This is a genomic window from Clostridium sp. 'deep sea', from assembly GCF_014931565.1.
Classification (GTDB): Bacteria; Bacillota; UBA994; order PWPR01; family PWPR01.
Genome location: NZ_CP063353.1, coordinates 1,775,808 through 1,800,433 on the forward strand (window position 1 = coordinate 1,775,808; position 24,626 = coordinate 1,800,433).

14 protein-coding genes are annotated in these 24,626 nt (G+C 31.8%); 3 read left to right on the forward strand and 11 right to left on the reverse strand.

From position 1 onward, the window contains the following. Positions 1-110: 110 nt before the first annotated feature. Positions 111-887, forward strand: a complete 777-nt coding sequence (locus tag IMX26_RS08335; RefSeq protein ID WP_195161211.1) for a YheC/YheD family protein — start codon at positions 111-113, stop codon at positions 885-887. Positions 888-1,041: 154 nt separating this feature from the next. Here the strand turns inward: IMX26_RS08335 and IMX26_RS08340 are convergent, their stop codons facing one another. From IMX26_RS08340 to IMX26_RS08360, 5 genes are all read right to left on the reverse strand, one after another. After that, the gene (locus tag IMX26_RS08340; protein WP_195161212.1) at positions 1,042-2,529 is read right to left on the reverse strand and encodes a MerR family transcriptional regulator; all 1,488 of its coding nucleotides are present in this window, start codon (positions 2,527-2,529) and stop codon (positions 1,042-1,044) included. Positions 2,530-2,787: 258 nt separating this feature from the next. After that, entirely contained in the window at positions 2,788-5,445 is a 2,658-nt protein-coding gene (gene ppdK, locus IMX26_RS08345) for a pyruvate, phosphate dikinase (protein ID WP_195161213.1), read from the reverse strand. A gap of 623 nt (positions 5,446-6,068) precedes the next feature. Then, positions 6,069-12,872 (reverse strand): S-layer homology domain-containing protein, encoded by a 6,804-nt coding sequence (locus tag IMX26_RS08350; RefSeq protein WP_195161214.1) that lies wholly within the window; start codon positions 12,870-12,872, stop codon positions 6,069-6,071. 380 nt (positions 12,873-13,252) lie between these two features. Beyond that, complete coding sequence (locus IMX26_RS08355) at positions 13,253-14,275, reverse strand: alpha/beta hydrolase (protein ID WP_195161215.1); 1,023 nt, start codon at positions 14,273-14,275, stop codon at positions 13,253-13,255. 165 nt (positions 14,276-14,440) lie between these two features. Then, positions 14,441-15,214, reverse strand: coding sequence for an HAD family hydrolase (locus tag IMX26_RS08360; protein WP_195161216.1), 774 nt, complete (start codon positions 15,212-15,214; stop codon positions 14,441-14,443). Between the two features lie 364 nt (positions 15,215-15,578). Between IMX26_RS08360 and IMX26_RS08365 the strand changes: the two genes are divergently transcribed. Further along, positions 15,579-16,538: a type II CAAX endopeptidase family protein gene (locus tag IMX26_RS08365; RefSeq protein WP_195161217.1), complete on the forward strand. Its 960-nt coding sequence runs from the start codon at positions 15,579-15,581 to the stop codon at positions 16,536-16,538. 25 nt (positions 16,539-16,563) lie between these two features. Here the strand turns inward: IMX26_RS08365 and IMX26_RS08370 are convergent, their stop codons facing one another. Then, positions 16,564-17,244 (reverse strand): helix-turn-helix transcriptional regulator, encoded by a 681-nt coding sequence (locus IMX26_RS08370; RefSeq protein ID WP_195161218.1) that lies wholly within the window; start codon positions 17,242-17,244, stop codon positions 16,564-16,566. A 224-nt stretch (positions 17,245-17,468) separates the two neighbouring features. On the opposite strand from IMX26_RS08370, the gene IMX26_RS08375 reads away from it, so the two are divergent. Beyond that, positions 17,469-17,675 (forward strand): hypothetical protein, encoded by a 207-nt coding sequence (locus IMX26_RS08375; RefSeq protein ID WP_195161219.1) that lies wholly within the window; start codon positions 17,469-17,471, stop codon positions 17,673-17,675. 234 nt (positions 17,676-17,909) lie between these two features. Here IMX26_RS08375 and IMX26_RS08380 read toward each other — a convergent pair whose 3' ends face one another. The 5 genes from IMX26_RS08380 to IMX26_RS08400 all read right to left on the reverse strand — a co-directional run bounded on the left by IMX26_RS08380 (position 17,910) and on the right by IMX26_RS08400 (position 24,315). Further along, positions 17,910-19,067, reverse strand: a complete 1,158-nt coding sequence (locus tag IMX26_RS08380; protein WP_195161220.1) for an amidohydrolase — start codon at positions 19,065-19,067, stop codon at positions 17,910-17,912. A gap of 719 nt (positions 19,068-19,786) precedes the next feature. Continuing rightward, positions 19,787-21,367 (reverse strand): hypothetical protein, encoded by a 1,581-nt coding sequence (locus IMX26_RS08385; RefSeq protein ID WP_195161221.1) that lies wholly within the window; start codon positions 21,365-21,367, stop codon positions 19,787-19,789. 261 nt (positions 21,368-21,628) lie between these two features. Next, positions 21,629-21,904: a hypothetical protein gene (locus IMX26_RS08390; protein ID WP_195161222.1), complete on the reverse strand. Its 276-nt coding sequence runs from the start codon at positions 21,902-21,904 to the stop codon at positions 21,629-21,631. Between the two features lie 199 nt (positions 21,905-22,103). Beyond that, positions 22,104-22,904 carry a hypothetical protein gene (locus tag IMX26_RS08395; RefSeq protein WP_195161223.1) on the reverse strand — a complete coding sequence of 267 codons (801 nt, stop codon included), beginning with the start codon at positions 22,902-22,904 and terminating at the stop codon, positions 22,104-22,106. After that, positions 22,894-24,315 (reverse strand): peptidoglycan DD-metalloendopeptidase family protein, encoded by a 1,422-nt coding sequence (locus IMX26_RS08400; protein WP_195161224.1) that lies wholly within the window; start codon positions 24,313-24,315, stop codon positions 22,894-22,896. The genes IMX26_RS08395 and IMX26_RS08400 overlap by 11 nt, the downstream gene beginning before the upstream one ends. Positions 24,316-24,626 lie beyond the last annotated feature (311 nt).

Genomic DNA, 24,626 nt, shown 5'->3' on the forward strand with positions numbered 1-24,626 from the left:
AGTAAATATTTACCACTTAAAATACACAGTATTGTTAAAAATCACATAACATATATTACACATGTAAATTTAGCAGATAAAGATAAACCATTTATAAGGAGTGTAATTGTATGTCAGCTTACTACTATCAACGTGTTTGTAGTAAAATGAAAAAAACCAAAATATATCAAAAGAACAGACATGTTAAACCGTATATACCCGAAACTATTTTTTTAAATACTAATAATTTAACATACATGCTCAATAAATATCCTATGGTAGTTTTTAAACCTAATATTGGTGAACGGGGTATATTTGTAGGCTCTATTAGCAGAACTAGTGTTTTAGGGCAATATGATATTCATTATTTAACAGATATTCAGAAAAACCTTTATATGGACGAGGTAATTAATTTTATTAGTAAACTAGCTCCCAAAAAACGATTTTTGCTACAACAAGGTATTGACCTAATAAAACATCAGCATAAACCAGTAGATATACGAGCAGTTGTACAAAAACCTTATGACTATTGGCTAGTAACTGGCTATATTGCCAGAATCGCAGCAGATAATAAAATGGTCACAAATCTCGACAGCGGGGGCAAAGGCCTGCCTTTAAATAGTTTTTTAAAGTCTACTGACTTAACTAAGCAAGAGATTGTTAAGCTTAAAAAATCTATAATATTTATCTCAAAAAATATTGCCAATACCTTAACAAAAAGATACCCTCATCTAAGAGAACTGGGGGTAGATTTTGGTGTTGATAATAATTTGTATCCTTGGGTATTAGAGGTTAATACTTGGCCTGGTTATTGGCGTTTTAAGTATTTTAAAGATAAGTCTTTGTATTACAAAATTCATCGCAATCATAAAATAATTGTTAGTTCCTCAAAAAAAATAATCCATTAAAATGTTTATGTAAAAAGGCTGTACTTACTTAAGTTACAGTCTTTAGTTTATTTAATCACGGCTCTTTTTATTCTAAAATTAATGTAATTACTTAAATAATTGTAGCACCAAAAAAATTCGTTTTTACACTAATTTTTTTATTCATTATTTTAAATCATTTTAAAGGAATACATATCTCGATTTTATCTACATATTTACCGTCTTTTCTATACTCTCTCTCAAGATAATAACTAAAGTCTACTTTACAGTCATTTGCTTCACAATATTCACTTGCTGCAAGATATAATTGTTTGCTCTTTAGCTTTTTTAACCCAACCTTTTCTGGGTCTATCCAAGTACTAAATACTAGGTAGCTCTTGCCTTTAAGCTCTTTTTCATGTAGCTTATTAGGATAAGTCTTAAAGCTCTGCTTAATTTGCACAGCAGCAAATACACTATTCACTATTGCTTTATTTTTATTTAAGTAAAAAGCCTTAGTTGTAGAATCTCCATATACTAAACTAAAAGTGTTATTGCCAGCAATTATTTTAGCAGAACAATTATCACCTGCTTTATATATACTGTTAGCTAACTTATACCAGGGTATTTTTTTGCTCCAGAGCTTAGTATTTTCTTTTTGCTCAAATAAACAGCCTGCTAATATAATAGTTGGCAATGTTACTATTTGTGGCTCTAACTGCATATGTATTTGAGGGCTTAGTTGCTCTTGATTATTTATTTTTACAATAGGCAGTAGTAAATCTAACTGCCTATTGGCGTCATTTTTTTCAGCATTAAAACTAAAACAATCTATACACTGCTCTAAATAGTGGCGATTATCTTTTGGTCTCCAGTCAAGTTTATAGATGTCGCTTTCTTCAACCCAGCTATTCAGTTGATCCCAACGCTCTCCTACAATAGGTAAATAAGCTGGAATAGCGGCATATAACCCTGTAGCTACTTCTTTTTTAATATATGGATCTTTAACCTCAAAATCTTGGGCTATTGTAACCCACATTTCATAGCCATACTTTCCTTCGCTATTATTAAAACCATAGCCATAAATTCTAAAGCCTAACTGCTGATGTAAGTTATTTTTTACTATTAGCTTATTAAGCTGTTGATGACAGTCCTGTTCAGGAGTTTTACTTATTACTCTGTAACTCGCTACCATCATTTTAGATATGCTAACTATTCTCACATCATTTGAGCTATACACATTACTCAAATTCAATTTCCTTTCTGAGAGTGCTATTTGAAGTGCGTTTTTTAGTTCATTAAATGCTACATTATTGGGTGTATCTATCGCATTAAAGGCTGAGGATAAGCTCTGTTTAGAATCTACTATAACTATAAGTTTTTTAAGTAATAGCTTAATGGACTTAAGGTAGTCAATGTGTTGCTCAGTTTTATATAAATGATTTTCTAATACCTTAACAATAGTAGCTAACTCAGTAGAGTTAAATATTTGGCTAATATCCTGTAAAGGCAAGTTTAGTTTTCTTAACAAAACAATTTGCTTTACTTTAACAATATTATCATTATTAAAGTAGCGATAGCCATTAGTTAATCTGGTGCTTTTAATTAAACCAGCACTCTCCCAATAACGTAAAGTTCTATTTGAAACACCATAGGCCTTTGAAACATCACCAATTCTAACCATGCACTTCACCCCTCAGCTAAATTATGAACCCTTACCTCGTGTAAGGGTCAATAACTTCATTTTACTAAATTACAAATTAAATATCACTAGTTTAGCAAAGCTTAGATTAAAAAACTTATAATAGATACTAAAACGACAAAACACATCATATTTCCCGGGTAATAGCTATAATTCGGGAAATATGATGTGCGTTTTGAAGATTAAAGTAGTAATTTAGCACGAAGAGAACCGTCCCCATGTGTTAAAAAGAATTAGTTTTTACACTAATTCTTTTCTTTGTTTAAGTTCTGCTTGAGCTGCTGCTAAGCGAGCAATGGGAACTCGGTAGGTTGAACAACTTACAAAGTCTAGCCCTAGTTCATTACATAATGCTATTGACTCTGGGTCTCCACCGTGTTCTCCACATATACCAATTAGTATATTAGGGTTAGTTTGTTTACCTAAAGTTATCGCTATATCCATTAGTTTGCCTACACTCGAGCGGTCTAGGGTTACAAATGGGTTATTTTTTAAGATTTTAGCATCTAAATAGTGTTGCATAAATTTACTTTCGGCATCATCTCTAGAGAATCCGAATGTTGTTTGGGTTAAGTCATTGGTGCCAAATGAGAAGAAATCAGCCTCTTTTGCTATTTCATCTGCTGTTAGTGCTGCTCTAGGTAATTCAATCATGGTACCAATGGTATAGCTAAACTTAACATTGTGCTCTTGCATTATTTGTTCTGCAATCTCGATAGTTTGTTTTTTTAGTAATTCTAGTTCTTTTACATCGACGATTAAAGGAATCTCTACCTCTGGCAATACTTCATAACCCTGTTTAACCAACTCAGCCACAGCTAAAAATATGGCTTGTGCTTGCATAGCATAAATCTCTGGATAAGTTATTGCTAAACGACAACCCCTATGTCCAAGCATTGGGTTAAATTCGTGTAAAGATTCTATTTTTTTAAGTAAAGCTTCTTTAGTTTTAATTATATTTAAATCTGCATTTCTTAGCTTTAGTTCAGTAAGTTCTACTTTTAAGTCTTCTTTGTTTGGTAAAAACTCATGCAAAGGAGGGTCTAATAATCTTATACACACGTGATATCCTTGCATGGCTTTTAAAATTTCATAAAAATCTTGTTTTTGATATGGTAATAGCTTTTGCAAATATTCTTTGCGCTCGTTAAGGGTATCTGCTAATATCATTTTTTGTACTATAGGTAAACGTTCTTTTTCCATAAACATGTGCTCTGTTCTGGTAAGTCCTATGCCTGTAGCACCAAATTCACGAGCCTTTAAGGCATCTTCGCCATTATCTGCGTTGGCTCTAACACCAAGTTTTTTTACCTCATCTGCCCAAGCTAAAAACTCTGTAAACTCATCTGCTAGTTTAGGTAATGACATGGCTACTAAGCCTAGTATTACTAAGCCAGTTGCGCCATCTATAGAGATAATATCTCCTTCATGCACCCTAGTGTTAGTTGTTACAAAGTATTTCTCTTTAAAATTAATTTTAATTTGCTCACAACCACACACTGCTGGTTTGCCCATACCCCTTGCTACTACAGCTGCATGACTTGTCATACCACCTCTGCTAGTTAAGACTCCTTGCGACATTACTAAGCCGTGGATATCGTCTGGGGTGGTCTCGTTACGTACTAGTATTACATTTTCACCCTCATTGCCAAGCTTTTCGGCTTTGTCAGCACTAAAAACTACCATACCAGAGGCAGCCCCTGGTGAGGCAGGCAAACCCTTAGCTATTGTGTTTAAATCATTAGTGTTTTCAATATTGGGGTGTAATAGTTGACTTATTTGTTTGGCATCAACCATTAGTAAAGCCTGCTCTTTAGTAATTAAACCCTCTTTTACTAAGTCTACAGCTATTTTAATTGAGGCTGCAGCAGTACGTTTACCATTACGAGTTTGTAAAAGATAAAGTTTTTCTTTTTCTATTGTAAACTCAATGTCCTGCATATTTTTATAATGTTTTTCAAGAATGCTGCAAATTTTAAGAAGCTGATTATAAATAGCTGGCATATCCTTCTCTAATTCACTAATAGGTAACGGAGTACGACTGCCAGAAACAACATCTTCTCCCTGGGCATTAAATAAATACTCGCCATAAATTTGGTTAACTCCTGTTGATGGGTTACGGGTAAAGGCTACTCCAGTACCACAATCATCACCTAAGTTGCCAAATACCATAGCTTGAATATTAACAGCTGTACCTAAATCATGCGCAATTTTATTATAATTACGATAATAAACTGCTCTATCACTATTCCAAGAGTTAAATACTGCATTAATCGCTAATAATAACTGTTTATAAGGGTCTTGGGGAAACTCTTCATTAGTGTGCTTTAAGTATAGCTCCTTATACTGCTCTATAATTTGCTTTAACGATTCAGCAGTTAACTGATAGTCGTATTCTACACCTTGTTTTTGCTTGATACTATTGAGAATTTGCTCAAATAAAAAATGGGGAATGTTCATAGCAACATCACCAAACATTTGAATAAATCTTCGGTAACAGTCTAAGGCAAAACACTCATTATTGCTGGCCTTGATTAAGCCTAAAACTGTTTTATCGTTTAATCCTAAGTTTAAAATGGTATCCATCATACCGGGCATAGAAATACTTGCACCCGATCTTACTGAAAAAAGCAATGGTTTATTAGTATTGCCAAACTCTTTATTTAGCTGCTGTTCTACATTCTTTATTCCTAACTCTAGCTGCTGTTCTAATCCTAAAGGTAGCTTTTCACCTATATCATAATACTCGTTACACGCCTCAGTGGTAATTGTAAACCCAGGGGGTACTGGTAAGCCTATATTGGTCATTTCAGCTAAGTTTGCCCCTTTACCACCCAGTAATGATCTCATACTTGCATTACCATCTTTAAATAAGTAAACATACTTTTTGTTTTTCATAATTAACTCCCTTCAGTTACCTATATGTAACATAGTAAATTCATTATTTGTATATATAGTGTATACTATTTAGTTAATTAGTGTATACTATTTAAACTATAATGTCACATACGCCTATATTATATCATTTATAAAGATAATTAGTATACTTTATTTATAAATTATTCAAAACGTGCATACTTTATTTAGTAATAGCTGTTTAGATTAAAACTTTTACTGTTAAGCTAGTTATTTTTATCCTAAATTATAAAAAAAAGAGCCACAAAGTGACTCTTGCATTTTGTTGACGTTTACAATGTGGTTAAATTACTGCTTGAACTACTTATCTATTCTTTTCATTTTAAACACACTTAAAACTTTTACCCAAACTCAACTAAGCTGCTCTTTAAACCACTACTCTTATTTACTGTAATAACCTGTTTATCGGCTTCTTTTATAGAATATTCCGTTAGCTTCTTCACTCATGTGATAGATCACCTAATTTAATATCTGTATTCTATAATAGATTTAACTAAAAGTAACTCGTTAGTATTACCGATGTTAGCATGTGTAAATAAGGGTCTGCTATATAACAGACACCAAAGTATTTAATGTACGTGTAGTTTAGTAATTATATATTACAATTAAATTAATTTTGCTTCAGTTAACAACCTATAAAGAATAGCAGCAAGTTCTGCCTTAGTTATATTACTTTTAGGGCATAATTGACCTTTTTCATTTCCTTTAAGGAGGTTATTTTTAATACATAATGCCATAACCTGCTTTGCCCAGTTTCCTACTTGATCTTTATCTGCGAACTTATTAAGCTCTTGCTCTATTTCCTGCTCGGTAATCTCCACACTTAAACCTGCCAGCTTCATTGTTCTTACAATAAGGGCTGCTGCCTCTTCTCGGGTTATCTTGTTGTGAGGTCTTAGGGTGTTATCTACAGCATAGCCACTTATTAAGTTATACTCAAGGGCAGTCGCTACATAGCCAAAGTAGTCATCGGTTTGCTTAACATCAGTAAACTTAGAAACCGTTCCCTTATCGCCAATACCAAGTGCCTTTACTATTGTTTTGGTAAAGTATAATCTTGTTATCTCTTGATTAGGTTTAAAGTTTGTATCAGTTGATGGTGCTACAATCATTCGGGAGCCCATTTCATTACAGATATTTTCTGCCCAGTGTCCCTCTACATCTTCATACTGCTGTGGGTTATAAATCACCGAATAGGTACTATTAGTTAAGCTATTAATTTTAGCATAGTACTTTTTACCTATTACTATTATTTTTGTTGGTACATGGCAGAATGATCCATCGTGGTAAACCACTATACCTGTAGTTATTTTACTAGCTTCTACTCCCTCTGGTATGGCTATTGTTCTCTCTACATAGCTATTGTATTTTTTCACTTCTACAGTCTTATTTTTATAGCTGCACTTCACCGTAAAGTCTACTGGAGGCACTACCAAGGTTAGTTTATCTTTTTCAGCTGTCTTTTCAACTACTTTTATCATTTCCTTTGGTGTTCCACCAATTTCAATACCTACCTCAATATCCTCTAGATCAAGATCTTCTCCTAGTTGCTCTGAAACCTCATCTATATTAATCTGTTCAGCAGGTAGAGCATAAGAGGCTATTTGGGTTTGAATTTCTATTACTGCTTCTTTTTGCTCCATGGTTTTTACTATTTTCCCATTTAGCTTACTTTTAACTGTGCTTATTTTATTGCTTATTGGTATATGTACCACTGGCTTTTCCTCTTGCTCTAGTTTCTTTTGCAATTTCTTTTCGTCTACAGTTACTATTGTCACCCGCTTGCCGTTTTGATATTTAGTTTGAGATTTAGCTACAAATTGCTGCACCTCTCCATTTACCTCTACTGGTATCCATGTGCTTGAGCTTCCACTATTGCTTGGTTTTATCGCTGTAAAGCTCCATGTATCTTTATTGCTAATTCCTGCAAAAGCATTACCTGAGCTATCCTTGAAGCAAGTGTTATCTATTGCTACATAGTACTTAGTGGATTTTTGTAAAGGGTTTGTTAGGGTAGTGCTTGCAATATTATTTACAACTGATACCTTACTAACAGGTATTGCCTCTACTATGCTATCATCGCTATATTTTTTTAGTGTTATGTTACCTGTTCCTTTAACTATATTTTCAATAAAGGTCAGTTCTAAATTAGTGCTAGTTGATACTGATGTTGCTCCAGTTGCTGGGTTATATGCTGTTACTGTAGGGGCTACTGTATCCTCTGTTCCTGTTCCTTTTAGGGTAAAGTTAAGGGTGCTATTGGCTTTATCGTTAGTGGTAATAGTTACAGTTGCTGTTTTCTCACCCGTAGTGCTTGGATCAAATTTTATTTCAAAAATCGTCTCAGACCCTGGTAATACATCACCAGCAGCAGTTTGTATATAAAATCCACTTCCACTACAATTAAAAGAATCAACTAATAAAATATAGTTTCCTGAGTTATGTATTGTAAATACTTTAGTAGCAGAACCAGTATTAATATCTACATCACCAAAATCCGTATCGTTGCTTGTACTTGGGGCACCACCATTATTAATAACACGACTATTTCCAGTTACGCTCATAATCACAATTTCATTGTCTTTTGTAATTACATTTACTTTTTTGCTTAAGCTATTGTAGTCTGAAGCGGGGCTAGTTGAACTAATGTTTATATCGCTTGTTATATCCCCATCTAGGTCAGTATCGTCAACACCTGTTATTGTTACTAGGTGCTCTACATTCCATTTAGCGTTTTCTATTGTAATAGATGTACTAGATAAGGCTACTTCACTTTCATCTGTTGGTGCTAATGTTATTTTCACATCGTCTGTTGGTTGGGTTGCTAACTTAATAGCTATTTGATCTGTTGAACCTTCAGTAACACTAGTTGTACCGCCCGCTTCAATTATTATTAGATCTGGTACATCATTATCTACTGTTGTTACTTTAACTGCTTGATTTACTACTGAGTCGAAGTTATTATCACTTTCTGTACTATTTATACTTAATGTAATATTAGTATCTTGATTACCATCTTTTAAATAATCATCTACACCCGTTACTGTTACTGTTTGGGGATTGTTCCAATTAGAGTTTGTAAAGGTTAAGCTGTTTTTATCTAGGGTTAGTTCAGCTGTATTGGGGTTACTTATATCTAAAACAACATCTATTATTGGTTGGGCATCTAAAACTACGCTAAAGCTATCTGTAGCACCATCTTCTGCTACTGATGTATTGCCATTTGTTTGGGTTATGGTAAATCCTGCTGTATCATCGCTTGTTGTTGTAACAGAAACTGTTTTATTTAAATTATGATACTGACTATCACTGGTATCATTTTTTACGGCTATGCTAATATTTGAAGCTATATTGCCATCTATAAGGCTATCGTCAACACCTGTGAGTGTTACTGTTTTATTACTGTAGTCATCTTTAGTAAAGGTTAAGGCAGCTGGGCTAGCAGTTACTTCACCTGTATCTGAGCTACTAACTTCTAATACTACTTTATCTTGTGGTTCTGTATCTATAGCTATAGTAAAAGTGTCTGTTGAACCATTCTCACTAACTGTTTTCCCTGTTGTATCTGTTAGGGTTAATCCTGCTACATCATTATCCAATGTTAATACTGCAATTATTTGACCTATATTATGGAAATAAGGGTCACTATTTGTGCTATCTACACTTAAATTAATACTGGTTGTTATATAGCCGTCTATTAAATGATCATCTAGTCCTGTTACAGTTACTACCTGCTTAATATTCCAGTTATCTTTATTAAAGACTAGGCTAGTGGTGTCTAGTTCTACCTCACTAGTGTCCGATTTATTTATGTTGATTACAACATTATTTACAGGCTTTGCATCTAAAACTACTGTAAAGGTATCTGTAGTTCCTGCCTCACTTACTTCTGTATCTCCCGCTGTTTCTTCAACAGTAAAACCAGCTATCTCATTATCTTCTGTTGTTACTGATAGAGTATCTCTTAGGCTATGGTAATGGATATTACTACTTGAGTTATTTACGCCTAATTCAATTCCTACTTCTTTATCTCCATCTACAAAGGTATCATTTATAGCTGTTACAACTACTGTTTGTACCTTATCCCAATTAGAACTGGTAAATGTTAAGCTACTTTTACTAAGTGTTAACTCCTCGATGTTTAGAACAGTTAAGTCTATAACCACATTGTTAGCTGGCCTTGCATCTAATACTACGGCAAAGCAGTCTGTTGCTCCATTTTCAGTAACAGTAGTATTTCCATCTGTTTCAGTTACAGTAAAGCCTGCAACCTCATTATCTTCTGTTGTTACAACTAGAGTTTCGCTTACATTATGATAAGTTAGGTCACTATTTGAATTATTTACACTCAGGTTAATATTAGTGGTTACATTACCATCTACCAGGTTATCATCTAATCCTGTTACAGTAACAGTTTGAGCTTGATTCCAATCACTTGTTGTAAAGGTTAAGCTATCGTCACTAATTTTTATTTCTCCCACAGTAGATTTCGTTATATTTATAACTACATTACTGGTTGGTTTAGTATCTAGCACTACATCAAAGGTATCTGTAGTGGTTTCTTCTGACACTATCGTTTTATCTCCTGTTTGAATTAATGTTATGCCTGCTTCATCATCATCAACTGTTGTTACAGTAATCTTTTGATTAGCAATAGGGTCAAAGCTATCATCACTTTTTTCATCATTGATACTTACTGTTATATCTGTATTTTGATTTCCATCATCTATGTAATCATCTATTCCTGTTACTGTTACTGTTTGGGGATTGTTCCAATTAGAGTTTGTAAAGGTTAAGCTGCTTTTATCTAGGGTTAGTTCAGCTGTATTGGGGTTACTTATATCTAAAACAACATCTATTATTGGTTGGGCATCTAAAACTACGCTAAAGCTATCTGTAGCACCATCTTCTGCTACTGATGTATTGCCATTTGTTTGGGTTATGGTAAATCCTGCTGTATCATCGCTTGTTGTTGTAACAAAAACTGTTTTATTTAAATTATGATACTGACTATCACTGGTATCATTTTTTACGGCTATGCTAATATTTGAAGCTATATTGCCATCTATAAGGCTATCGTCAACACCTGTGAGTGTTACTGTTTTATTACTGTAGTCATCTTTAGTAAAGGTTAAGGCAGCTGGGCTAGCAGTTACTTCACCTGTATCTGAGCTACTAACTTCTAATACTACTTTATCTTGTGGTTCTGTATCTATAGCTATAGTAAAAGTGTCTGTTGAACCATTCTCACTAACTGTTTTCCCTGTTGTATCTGTTAGGGTTAATCCTGCTACATCATTATCACTTATAGTGGCAGTTACTGCTTGCTCACCTTTCTCAGTGCCATTATTTACTGATGTTATCTCAACATTAATTCTTTCTTGACCTTCAGCTATATTATCATTTGTGCTTGTTATAGTAATGCAGTTTTCAATATCACCAGCATTGATTTTAATAATAGTAGGCGCTACATAGTCTTCATTACTTGCATCACCTGTGTATGCTAGGTTTACTGTTATGTTTTTACCTGACTCTTCTGACAGTGTAGCTTTTAGAGTAGCCTGTCCACTATTTTCAGCTAAGTTGCTTTTTTCTATTGTTAATGTTACTGTTGGAGGATCATCATCGTCTAAGATAGTTATTGTATGTTGTTGTGTTCCATCTTCAGTTCCACCTGTCACTGAATCAACATCTATAATAATAGTTTCATCTTCTTCATCTAAGGTATCCTGAACACTTGTTAGTATTGTTGTTGCTTGATTCAGGTTTGCTGGTATTGTTATGGTATTACTTGCTAAGTTATAATCTGTACTCGACCCTGTAGCAGTTGTGCCAGAGGATAGTACAGCTAAATTTACTGTTATATCTTGAGTTGTGCTGCCAGTTTTATGAAATGTTATTGTACATGTCTCATTATTTTCTAATATTTGAGTTGAGCTCACCTCAAGAGTTACTAAGGGCTTATCGCTGTCGTCATTTATCTTACAAATAACCTGCTGGATTCCATTTTCCCTACCATTAGTTACTGAGTCTATGTCAACAATAATGGACTCTTCCTCTTCATAGATGGTGTCTTTAATTCCCTTTAGAACTGTTGTTGCAAATAGCTGACCACTAGGAATTATAATAGAGGAAGTGGCTGTGTAATCTGTTATATTAGTAGCTACTCCCGAAAATGCAAGGTTAACTGTAATATCTTTGTTAAATTTATGTAATAATGTAGCTTTAAGATTTGTAGTACCACCATTTTCATTAATTTCAGAGCTAGGATCTAAGATTAGTGTTACTGTTGGTTGTGATATGACGTTTAAGGTAGCTGTGTAAATATCATCACTATCAAAAGCCCCATCATTTACCTTAAAAGTAAATGCAGAATTGTGACCATTGGAGTTTATGTATTTAAATTGACTATTATCTAAATTTGCTTTAGTAACTATTGAATCAACAGTAAGGGCAGTCTCCTCATTATCTATTGTATTACTATTATTTAAATCTATCCATAAAGACCCAATCTTAGGAGTGGCTGTTATTTTTACATGATCTAATTTATTTTCATTTTTTCTATCAAAGTCTGTGGTTTTAAAGGTATGAGCAGTGTCTTGATAAATGGATGATACTGTAAAACTAGTTGCTGTTGGTTTTTGAATTACTGTAAAATTATAAGCTAAGGGATTAATGGAATATGGTGTACTATTTGTAGCATCAACATCCCAGTTATTTAAATCATTTATTGCTTCTCTTAAAACCTCTGGAGTACCTGAGGTAACTGATTCGTCATTATACATAAAATTATCTTTTTCAATTATTTGAGAGTTCTTAATACCGTATACCCATATTGCAGCATTATTATCTTTTAAAACATTTGGTAAGGCAGAGGTTGAACCAGAACTAACTCCTCCATCCCAGTTTTCTTCAGTAGTGCTAGGAGTACCTATTTCATAATTATAGTGAATACCAGCTATCAAAGTTTCAGGATTAGTATAATCAGATCCTTGGTAAATGAATAACTGATCACCATTAAAATGAAGATACATTGCAGGTTTATTAGGTTCATTAATTACCTCTATATTATCATTAGATACTACCGGATTATCTCCTTTGGTTTTTATATGTACTACAGTTCCAGCATCTAAGTCTTGCTTTACTGTACACTTCAATATCCCATCTGAACCATCATCTACAAATCCAGTACTATCATCCCAACCTTCATCAGTTATGTACAAAATAGTTCCAGACTCTATATCTTTTAATAAAACAAAAGCAAAGTCGTCATTGCCATCTGCGTTAAGTCCAACAAAGGCAATATCCCCTGTATTTAAAGACGTAGCTGCTTGTGCTGGTGTTGTGGTTATTGATAAAAAAATAATTACACTTATTACAATTGCCAGAAACTTTAGTCTTATTCTCATGCTGCTTTCTCCTTTACTTATCATATTCCAATTAAATATTATAGTTTAATATGAATAATCATTCCATACTTATGTGCATAATTATTAATGATAGTTAATAAACATTTATACTTAAAGAATTAAGCTCTTCACTAGTTAAACTTAAATTTTATTTATAGCTGAGTTTGTTTCACTTGTTTTTGTTACATTAATAAACTCTAGTACACTCATTGTATAGCTCCCTTAAGGCTTTATTATTAAAACATTATCGGTTTAACATAATTCCTTATAAGACTAAATGCTCTTCTATTTTAATGTTTTATGACACATTGTTACTATTCATAATTTTGTAAATAAAAAAGCCCCTATCCCTAAAGATTAGAGCTTTAACTAATTATTTTTTATTTTACACTATTTACTAAATCCAGTATTTCTTTATTAATAAGCTGAGGTTTATACTGATGAATGAAGTGATTAGTATCCTTAATTACAACTTGACTGCTATTTGTAGACCAACGTGTTAGTTGTTCTTGACTAGTTTTCCACTTTAATAAACCTTCTTCTAATCTTTGGGCAGATACCTCTGCAGTTAATATTCTTAGTGGAATATCACCTAAATAACCACCGTCTACTACCTTTTGGGCGTTGCTCTTGAGGCTTTTTATTTCGTTAAGAGCATCTTTACTAATTAAATGTTTTAAAAACATGGTATTATTAAGATCTTTGTACTGGGTAGGAAGCAATTCTAAGTTATTTTTGTTGCTATTAATATTGGCAAAAAACTTATCTTTTTGTAAATTAGCCTGTAGCCTAAATAAACCAAACTTCTTTAATATTCTCATTACTGAAACCTGTTTTTCAAATTTTTTGGCATCTTGATTATTTAAATAATAGTTTGGTGAGCCACCGTCTAACAATAGTATTGCTTTTACCTCATTAGGATAAAGCTGGGCATACCGAAATACCTCCAAAGAGGATAATGAATGTGCTACAAAGATATAGGGTGCTTCTTGGTTAGTTTTACTAAGGCACTCTCGAATTTCCCAAACTATGGTATCAATATCTCTTGAGTCATTGGCAGTTTCACTAAAACCATATCCTGGTCGTTCATATACTACAACTCTGCTATGTTTAGCTATTTCGTTATGTAAATTATAAAAATCTGCATACGGGCTGGGGGTTCCATTTCCAGCAGCAAATACAACTGTTTCGTTGCCCTGACCTTTTGCATATACATGCATATCATGGCTATTAACTTTAACTAATAAACCAGCAGGCTTTAATGTTTTTGTAGTTTTGTTTAAGAAGTAACTCTCATACAGATAACTTACTAATAAAATTAATAATACAAGAATTAAAATGACCACAAAAACTTTTTTTAGAATAGCCCATACTCCTAGTTTTGAACGTAATTTTACACTCATGTTTTTCTCCTTTTTGTTAGTACCAAATTGTGTAATACCAAGAAGCAGACATAACAAACACCGGTATAATAAAATTCATACTGGTAATCGCAAATATTTTGGTGTATTTCATATTTAAAACTAAAATTATATAACTACTCTTAAAATATCATTAATTGAAATATTTTACAATATATTATTTTTAATATATTTAGCAACAGCATCTTCATCATTGCTACCTATTACTTTTTTGGCAACCTGCTTTACTTCAGCTATAGCATTACTTACTGCAACACCGTAAAAATAATCTATCATGCCAATATCATTAGTATCATCACCAAAACAAATTACTTGTTCTTTTTTAATATTAAAGTGCTGTGCTACGGCTTTTATGGCATCAATTTTATTAGAATCTTTATGGGCAAACCTACCCCATAGTTCACCTCTATAGGGTGTATAACAGCATAGAGGGTATTTTTTTAGTAATTTTTGAGCAGACTCGGGTTTATAAACCTCGCAGGTTATTTTATAGGTTTCTTTATTTAGTGGTTTACTATAATCATTAAAGGTTGCATTTAAATAGTCTCTTTCAGCTTCTATTCTTTTTTTATTATTTCTAAAATAAAAGTCTCTTGTTTCAACTGTTATTTCACCAATGTTTTTATCAGTTAAACAGTCTTTAATAAAGTTATTAGATAACTCTACAGGCAACATGCTCTCAAAAATTATTTTGCCTTTATATTTAGCTAATGCTCCTCCATTAGAAATAATTAAGTCTGGCTTGATTATATTTAAATATTTTTCAGCTGTTCGCTCCGACCTAGCAGTAGCAACACCAAAAATAACTCCTTTTTGTTTACACTCATTTATCACATCTAAACTAAACTGAGATATTGCTTTGTTTGACCTTAAAAAAGTATTATCTAAATCTGTAAGTATTAGTTTGAAATTACTTGTCATTAAAGAGCCCCCTTTAATTTTTCTGATAATTATAACATACCTCAAGATTAAATGTTATATAATTGAAATAATTTGTATTTTTAGTGAAAATTATTATGCTAATATACTATAATAAAGTGAAATAAATATGTTCAGTAGGATTAAGCGGCTGCACTAAGGACTGTTTTACTCATTATATTTTGTTAACTGTTATAGAAAAAAAATATAATATCGAAAGAGTATTAGTGAGGTATAATAGAGGTAGCTTTATTAAACAACTAAAGCAACTAGATTATCCTGAAAAAGCTTTTATTGAAAGGAGCTTTTTTCATATTAGCTAAAACATAATTGCTATAAATACAAAATAAATAACATATGAGGTACTATGAACAACTACAAATCGAACAGTAACAATCTAAATTATCGTTTTACGGCAGCTATTCTTGTAATTTATTACTCTGTATGGACTATGTTTAGACTTTTGTTTAATAATCCTTTTCATCCTGCAATTCAATCATTTAAAACTATATCTATATTTTTTTTAATTGTTATTTGCATTCAATCACTTACCAATTACTTTCCTTGTTTTTTATTTGCTAAACTAAAAAAACAGTCTTTTAAAGATTTATTGAGATTAAATAAAGTATCTTTAAAACAATTACTACTTACCTTGGTTATTTTTTTAGGATTTAATGCCATGGCAGTATTTTTAATAAAAGCACAAGATATTATTATCAATATGTTTGGCTTAAAATTTGAGATGAACAATTATATGTTAGCAGAAAGCCTACCTACCTTAATTATTTTAATTATCACAGCTGGAATTATTATTCCTATTGGTGAAGAACTATTTTTTAGAGGGCTTTTAATTAGAGGCTGCGAGGGTTTAGGTATAAAATTTGCTATATTTGTGTCTGCTTTTTATTTTGCCATAAATCATAATAATCCACATAGGTTAATAACCTTATTTTTATATGCCTATTTAGTTGGTTTAATTGTACACTACACAAATTCTGTTATACCTGGTATGGTAATTCATATCATTACCAATACAGTATTTGAGGTATATACATATATTCAAGGCAAAGCTAATATGGCTCAAATATACAGTAATGTAGCCAATACAGAGCATAACATTTTAAGCAATAATTTTGCATTATTCATGGTTTTTATTTTAGGTAGTTTAGCTTGTTATATAGCTTTAAAACAGCTTAAAAAGCTAGCTGAACCTCAAAACCAACAGGTTATGACACAATCTGGTTTAAATAAAAACAGAGCTGTAATTTTAATAGTTACAGCCTTGATAATTACTACTTTAATTTATATGTTTTGGGCTATTTTGTAAATGCAAAAAAATAATTATCTATTTTTTACTCATAGCTATATAAATATTTTTTAGGGCTAGTCAACTCTAGGTTTTTGAATATCTTAATAAAGTATTGTTCGTTATCAAAACCAACTATTTCTGCTACCTCTTTAATACTATACTTATTAAGCTTAAGTAATCTTTTAGCTTCTGCTATTCTTTTTAACTGAATATATTGAGTTACAGATATTTTTATGTCTTTTTTAAACTGCCTAGATAAATGTAAATCCTGCACATTAAACTTTTTAGCTATTTGTTTAGTAGAGATATTTTTTTTATAGTTTTGCTGTATATACTCACATACTTTTTTTGTAAGCCCTGTGCTATTAAAACACTTGCTTTCAAATACAGCTTGAGCATATAGCCCTACTGTTTGGCTTAAGTGTTGATGGATTTCACTTATTTGGCGTAATTTTTTAAGTTTAAATGTAAAATTTAAACTAATTATAAGTGAATCTATAAAGTCTAAACCTCCTATACAGGCAGATTTTCTTATATTGCTATTTAACCTAGTAAGGTAGTTCTTCCACTCTTCGAGTATAACAATAGGACAATTATGTAGTTTAAGCAACTCTTGTAAACCAATTAAGGCCTTTTGTTTGTCTCCTAACTCTATATAGTGATATATTTCTTCGGTATTCTGTAGTATTTTATAATAATTTTCACTAACACTGTTTGTACTCATTATAAAACCCCATAACAATTATTTTATTGTAATAATTTTCTATTTTTAACCTTAATTATCCTTTAATTGCTATTCAGAGGCAACGTCATTGTTCTACATATTGTTGCATTATATTACTTATTGCTCTACTTATTTATATTTGATTTACTCTACTAAATATGATTACCTAATAAAATTATTATAGAAGGGAAAAATAGCTATATTAAATATTTAGAGGTGTAAAAATGAAAAAGAAAAATAATGCTAACAACAAAACCAACCAAACTAATGTAACCTATGGCAAGCCAATTGAGTATAACGAGTCTTTTAAAAACAGTAAAGTACAAGATTTAGAGAACCTTGAAAGCAAAATGGATAAACTACGTACTAAACCTGTAGCTGAGGTTCAAGTAGAGCATAATAAAAACCTTAAAAAGAACCAACTAAAGTAACCAAGTTAAACTAAGTGTAAAGGACACAAAAAAATATAATATGTGTCCTTTAAAATATTTATGTATACCTATTTTTATTTAAGCTACTGCTTATACCTAACTAATTTTAAGTTTATTTTAGTCCATGTTTATCTTTATATGAAATAATAGTAAATTATACTTAATGCATTAATGCAGGATTATGTTACCATTAATTCTTTAATAGTTAAATAAGCAATTGTGAAGAAAAACATTTTACACTACTCTTTCACCTGCAATAAATACTTGCTCCACATTTGTAAAGTTACTTAAAGGGTGGCCATCAAATATAACTAAATCTGCCTCTTTACCCACCTCGATACTGCCAATTTTATCGCTCATAGCTATTAACTCAGCTGCATTAATGGTAATAGCCTTAAATGCTGCTTCCTCGTCTAAGCCATACCGTATTGCTAAGCCAGCATTCATTGCTAAATACTTTGTATGCGAAGCAGGGGTTACAGCATCCATAGTTATTATTACTTTTGCACCAGCCTTATTTAATACAGCAGGGGTCGACATTCTTACATCCCACAGCTCGTGTTTATATGGCCCAATAATTAATGGTCCTATTACACAAAAACACCCTTTATCAGCCAATATATCTGCCACATGATAACCCTGTGTGCAATGCTCTATTGAATAATCTAAGTTAAACTCTTCCGCTATTCTAATAGCAGTTATAATATCATCTGCTCGGTGGGCATGTATTCTGGCTTTATATTCTCTGTTTAAAACTTTGGCTAGTTGCTCTAAACCCAAATCTCTATTAAAATGTTTACCTTCTTTTTGGGCTTGTTTTTGTTTTATCACATAGTCTTCTGCCTTCATAAGAGCTTGACGCATGACAGCGGCATTACCCATACGTGTTGAGGGTATTTTTTTTTGCTCTTTATATACACCTTTAGGGTTTTCTCCTAAAGCAAATTTCATTGCCTCTTTACCTTGCACTACCATATCGTATACAGTGTTGCCATGGGTTTTAATGACAAAGCCCGTTCCGCCTATAATATTTCCACTACCAGGACCAGTATATGCTGTAGTGACACCACCCTGTAAAGATAATTTAATAGCTGGGTCTTGAGGATTAAAGGAGTCTATTCCTCTTACAAAAGGGCTAACTGGGTTTGTCATTTCATTACCATCTGCAGTTGCTGGCACATTAATTTCACCGAATGTACCTAAATGTGTATGCGCATCTATTAAACCCGGCGTTAAACATTTGCTTTTTGCATTAATTATTTTATAGCCAGCTGGAACCTTTAAAGAACTAGTACCTACGGCCTCAATAAGTCCATTTTTAACTAAAACTACTCCGTTATTAATAATACCCTTTGTTATTGTGTAAATTTTAGCACCAACAATTGCGAACATTGTATATTCCTCTTTTCTAAACACAGTTTTTTTATATACAATTTATTATTCAATTTTAAATTAAATTTACCTTTTATTGCTTTTAAAATATTGCATAAAAAAAGGGGCTGTTTGCATAGCAGAAGAGCAAAAAATGATATGTGATAGTGTATTTACAATTGTGTTTTCTAGCAAAACAAAATAATTTGCAAATATAGATGTTTAAAAGAAAAAATACATCTAAAAATTTTAGTTATACTAGTAAAGTAAATTACTAATTTTAAATTCTTATTATTGCTAATGAGTAAGTCTAGACACATTAAAATCAAAATCAAGGGTAAATCAGTAATATTGTTTAAAAACACAAAGCACACGAAGGGAAAAGAAGATGGTATTGCAAGCCGATAATATTTATGGCTCAGCCACCTCAATGTATAGTTAATCCATGTTCAAGAGATTAATAATAAGTTTAATTTTTTGTTGTTATCTCAGCATCTAATAAAATTGTGCGTATGTAGAGAATTTTCTCTGTATGATTTTGAACATGTATTTAATATTACATATAACAGCAAAAGGGCAGGAAATTTAAAAAAACTTTCCTTGCCCCTTTTAATATTCTCTAATTATTTTTTTACCTACCATTTGACTTACCATTGTTAGTCTTTAAAATCCTGTTAAAGTTTACTTTTATTTAGGTCTTCTCTTTGTAGAGCTAGTGAGACATTCCTCTCTCTCACTTATTACTTAATTGAATTGTTAGTAAACTCTATTGCGTCTATTTTATTGGCATTAGTAGTTTTTAAGTAAGAGATACTTATCTCGTCACTTTTTTCTGTTAATGCAATGGTTGGGAATTGATCTACAGATACTACATATAGTAAATCACTGTTTTCGATTTTTACTATAAAATAACCATCCTTAAACTCTCCCACTCTCACAACTTTACCAGCGATTTTTTCAAGGCTACTATACTGATTATTTAAGGAGTTTGAGCCACCCTCTGTAATTAAAATTCTGTTATACTCAGTTTGAGCCTCTCTTAGGGTTTTACCCCAAGCAACTGCCCGATAATTTTTAACTGAGCATAAGGCATAACCTACTACATTGCCACTATTACCTTTTAGGGTAGATAAATAGGTTGCTTCGCCGTTAACATTAATTAAATAGGGATACTTGGCTATATAACCAGCGTTTTGCACAAGCTCTTCCATTAAACCCATTGCCTTTTGCTCTGTAGAACCCGAAATTCTATTATACTGAGCTTTAGCGGTACGTGGGTTGTAAATTAAAAAACCTGTTGTAGCTTCATCGCCACCGTAAGATGTTATACCGGTATAAAAATAAATGTTACCATCTTTAAACACATAACCAATGCCATTGGTATTTCTTAATTTACCAGTATCAGAAGGATTCCACCAACCGTTAATTAGTTTACCCCAATTGCGTAAATGTTCATGAAAAATACCTACAGATGAAACTCGGTCTACCCATTGAGGCTGTTTACCTTTTTCATAGTAGTTAACATCTTTGGTAATAGGGTCTACAATAACTGTTCCCAATACTTGAGAAGTAGCTACGCCAGCTTTATGGGTATAAGCTGTAATAACCCATTTAGGATTACCATTAGAATCCTCCTCAAAAGAATAGTCAGTTAAAGCAAAGTTTTTATGTTTTTTATACACTACCCGTTTTAAGTCATTACTAAAATAGGCCGATGGAGCAACCTTAAACTGTTTTTCTACAAACACCGCTTTACCAGTGGTTGCACTAACTTTAATATAACCAGGAATAGTTTTATTTTTTATATACTTAAAAAATCCTGAGTGTTCTAAAGGAAAAAGCCAATACGGTTTACCGTTTATTACCGATAAAGTTCCATATTTTTGAGATATTGAATACATTGAACCTAGCGATGGATCTTTTTCGGTTATTAACTTTTCACCAAATCTAATTGCATCTGATTCATCCCAAATAATTAAGTTGGCCATATCTACATTTGGTACAGTTTCATCAAAAACTACCTCTTCTACATCTAACATTTTTTGTTTTACAGATGCTTTAAAAATAGCTGATGAAGATACAGTTGCAATAAGCACATAAAGCAATGTAACAATAATTATTAAACCACCAATTTTAGCGTGTTGATGTTTTGTTTTCTTTTTAATTGTTGTAAGATAACCAACCAAAATCATAATTACTGCAAAAATTAAGGTTAGTATTGCTAAATGAATAAATTTTAAACTAATTACAGGCAACATAATAAATGAAATTAGTAAAACTATAATAGCTGCTACTATAGCTCCAACAATAGTCTGTTTCATTTTTTCTCTCCCTCATCCCTTCTTGGCAGTTTCATAACCACCACTATAAAATACGTAAACAACATTACAGTTAATTATATACCCTTTATCTTACTGTTATAATCAAATTAATAAAGTTATTTTTAATAATTATTTTACATTTACAATAATCAGTACATTTTGGTAAGAATGTTGAACTCTTAAGAGATTATCTATAAACATAGTTAAAAGGAGTAGCCTATTATGGCACTCCTTATTAATACGTGTATTTTTTTATTTAGTTTATGGTTTAATTTGTGACCATCTTTCAACTAGCCATACTTCAGTTTGATTGGCTTGAGGAATAACTATATTACCAAATGAACCGTTTCTTAGGGCAAAAAGAGTAAGTGTTTTTGTAGTTGGATTATGATTTTTTAATCTGCCAAATCTCCAATAACCATTCATATTTTTTAACAGTAACCATTTGTTATGGTAGTTACTCCAGTTAATATTAGCAACACTTGCTAACCTTCGTTTCCTATTATATACAATGCCAAGTTTTTTATTTTTAGGCATTATTCCTCTCTCCTTTTAAAAAGTATTACATAATAGCATATGAATTTTTAAGGAAATATGGGACAAGGCTAAATAAAATATAATTATTATTTATGAACCACAAAAGTATTATTTAGATAAGTATGTTATTTTTAAAAAAAAATATAAGATTATAGTCAAAATTACTTTGAGTATAGCCTTATACTTAATATAACTATTTTTATTGTAATTTGTGAATTTTATACCCGCCTTCTTCACGTACCCTTAGCCCTTGCTTTGTCCATCGAGGCTCTAAGGAATTTTTTATCCTTGTATCACAGCCTGTTGTTAAATCTACAACTATTACATCACCGTCTGTTGATTCATATGCTAAGTATCTACCATCTAAACTCCTTAAAGACATTGTTCTACTTCGTGGCAATAGATTTTTAGCTTCAAACTTAGACAGGTTTCCAGCTAAATCTAAAAGTAAAAACTCATTGTTTTTTTCGGTTGAAGTTTGAATTATTATTTTTTCTTCAAGCCAACCACAATGCAAAATGGTACTACCTTCTTCCATTAATAAGACCTTTTCCATATTAGTATTAAAATCATACACAGCTATCCCGTTAGTAAACGGAATATTACCACCTTCAAAATCTTTGGGTTTAGTGTAAACTGCCATTGTTGCATTTTGATTAAGAAAAATTTGTGAGCTTGCTTGCTCTTTTTCAAGAATTACTTCCTCTTCTCCATTAAATAAAACCTTACGAAGAGAATAATCTTTTCCTACATAAATAATATCGCCATTAGGGAAAGCATCAGCTGAAAGACCATCTAAAACTAATGTTTTATTTGTATCCAAGTATTTTACACTCAACTTTATTTCTGGTAGCACCTCTCCGTATAATAGTGTGATTTCCACTTTGTCATTTTGTTGAAGATTCATGCGCCTTAAATTATTAGTATATCCTCCTATTAACACACATGCTCCAACAATCATAATACAGATAGCTACTATTAATATTTTATTAGTTTTCATTCTTAGCACCTCCATAATGAATTAAATTATTATCATAGGGGCATATTCGTGTTGTTGAGTTAGTATAAACATTAAAATCTAAGTGATCACCGCTGGAATATCCTGTGTTTCCCATCAATGCAATTCTTACATTTTGGTTTATGTTGTCATTTAAATTTACAATATTAGATTGATATTTGAGGTGCCCATATACACTATAAGTGCCATCAAGATGGTCTATTTTGATATAAGTACCCCAATCTGGAGGACCTGCTGGGTAATTATTATATTCGTCTTGTTCCACCTTTATTACTCTTCCACCCTTTGCTGCGTAAATATTATCACCTGTTTTACCATCGTAATCTGTTGCCTTATGCCCATCATAAGCATGACCATACGCCCAAGAAGTACCTGTCCATCCTGTCCAATCTCTTATATTTCCACTAGTAGTATCTAAATCAAAAAAAGAGGAAATGGGAATAAATTCAGCTACTGGTCTTGAGTATTCTTTTATTGACTTTTTGTTTACTCTAAGCCTATATTCCCCATCAGAGCTAGACCATTGATATGCTTTAATTAAAAATGCATAATCACCAGTAGAGGTTGTATTGTAGACAATATGCTCAGCTGTAGTTTCACTTTCTAACGACGTACCTACTAAATTACCGTTAGGGTTATATAAGAAAATATCATAATCATTCGGTAATTTATACATATCAATTACAATTTGTTCGCCACTTGAAGCAGAAATTTTGTACCAATCTTGATCAATGGCGTTATCTATAGTTGCTCTATATTCATAGTTACCAAAGGTTAGATTTGAAGTATACAAAAGGTTATCATTAGGCTCATAATCGTCGTAACTAGATGAAAAATATGTAGATAATGAATAGCTATTATTTGCATCAAAACTATTATCAGGCACAATTCTAACATAATAATCTGCTGTTGCACCAATATAACTAAACTGTTCTTTGCTATTACCTGAGTAGTGAGATTTGCTCTTTAAATATAAGGTATTACTGACAAGTTTATAAAGGTATATATCATAATCACAACTGGTAGGGATATTTTTTAATTCTACAGTTATTTTCCCTGGATTAGGCATAGAAATTTTAAACCAGTCTATATCACTGGTAGAACTTATTGTTCCTGTAATTTCAGTTGCAAAGGCTATTGAATTAGCTTGGTGAGGCTCATTATTAGGCTCAGATTCAGATACTGCCATTATTGAAACATTACTTGTTTTTGATATGTTTTCAACTATAAACTCTTCGATATAGTTTGACTTACCATCTTGAAGCTTTACTTGAATCTGAGAATCACTATAATTTATTAAGTTCTCCTTCTCCATATTAAGAGATATACTAAAAGCATGTAAAGGTATTATTAAAAACAGACACACAACAAATAATCCTAACTTCTTCTTCATAGGTTTAACCCTCCTTAATGTTAATTTAATCTTAAATTGCTTCCTTATCTTTGCAAAATTATCTGCCTCTCAATTGGAAGCTTATTTTTTTTATATGTTATTATATACCATATTTTGCTTATATTATGTCGACTTATGTATGTGAATTTAGGTTAAATAAAAACTGGCATAAAACATTATTTTACTTCATTTCATAATAATGTTATTTATATAACGTAAAGAGAAGTAGTTTTTCGCAAACTACTTCTCTTTATATTAAAACCTTTTATGTTGTTTTCCGTTGATTAGAATAAAACTAACTATTGTTATAC

Coding starts and splice junctions, on each gene's coding strand:
- IMX26_RS08355 (WP_195161215.1), bottom strand. CDS start 14,275: ATGAGTGTAAAATTACGTTCAAAACTAGGAGTATGGGCTATTCTAAAA.
- IMX26_RS08375 (WP_195161219.1), top strand. CDS start 17,469: ATGAAAAAGAAAAATAATGCTAACAACAAAACCAACCAAACTAATGTA.
- IMX26_RS08365 (WP_195161217.1), top strand. CDS start 15,579: ATGAACAACTACAAATCGAACAGTAACAATCTAAATTATCGTTTTACG.
- IMX26_RS08350 (WP_195161214.1), bottom strand. CDS start 12,872: ATGAGAATAAGACTAAAGTTTCTGGCAATTGTAATAAGTGTAATTATT.
- IMX26_RS08340 (WP_195161212.1), bottom strand. CDS start 2,529: ATGGTTAGAATTGGTGATGTTTCAAAGGCCTATGGTGTTTCAAATAGA.
- IMX26_RS08390 (WP_195161222.1), bottom strand. CDS start 21,904: ATGCCTAAAAATAAAAAACTTGGCATTGTATATAATAGGAAACGAAGG.
- IMX26_RS08380 (WP_195161220.1), bottom strand. CDS start 19,067: ATGTTCGCAATTGTTGGTGCTAAAATTTACACAATAACAAAGGGTATT.
- IMX26_RS08400 (WP_195161224.1), bottom strand. CDS start 24,315: ATGAAGAAGAAGTTAGGATTATTTGTTGTGTGTCTGTTTTTAATAATA.
- IMX26_RS08360 (WP_195161216.1), bottom strand. CDS start 15,214: ATGACAAGTAATTTCAAACTAATACTTACAGATTTAGATAATACTTTT.
- IMX26_RS08335 (WP_195161211.1), top strand. CDS start 111: ATGTCAGCTTACTACTATCAACGTGTTTGTAGTAAAATGAAAAAAACC.
- IMX26_RS08370 (WP_195161218.1), bottom strand. CDS start 17,244: ATGAGTACAAACAGTGTTAGTGAAAATTATTATAAAATACTACAGAAT.
- ppdK (WP_195161213.1), bottom strand. CDS start 5,445: ATGAAAAACAAAAAGTATGTTTACTTATTTAAAGATGGTAATGCAAGT.
- IMX26_RS08395 (WP_195161223.1), bottom strand. CDS start 22,904: ATGAAAACTAATAAAATATTAATAGTAGCTATCTGTATTATGATTGTT.
- IMX26_RS08385 (WP_195161221.1), bottom strand. CDS start 21,367: ATGAAACAGACTATTGTTGGAGCTATAGTAGCAGCTATTATAGTTTTA.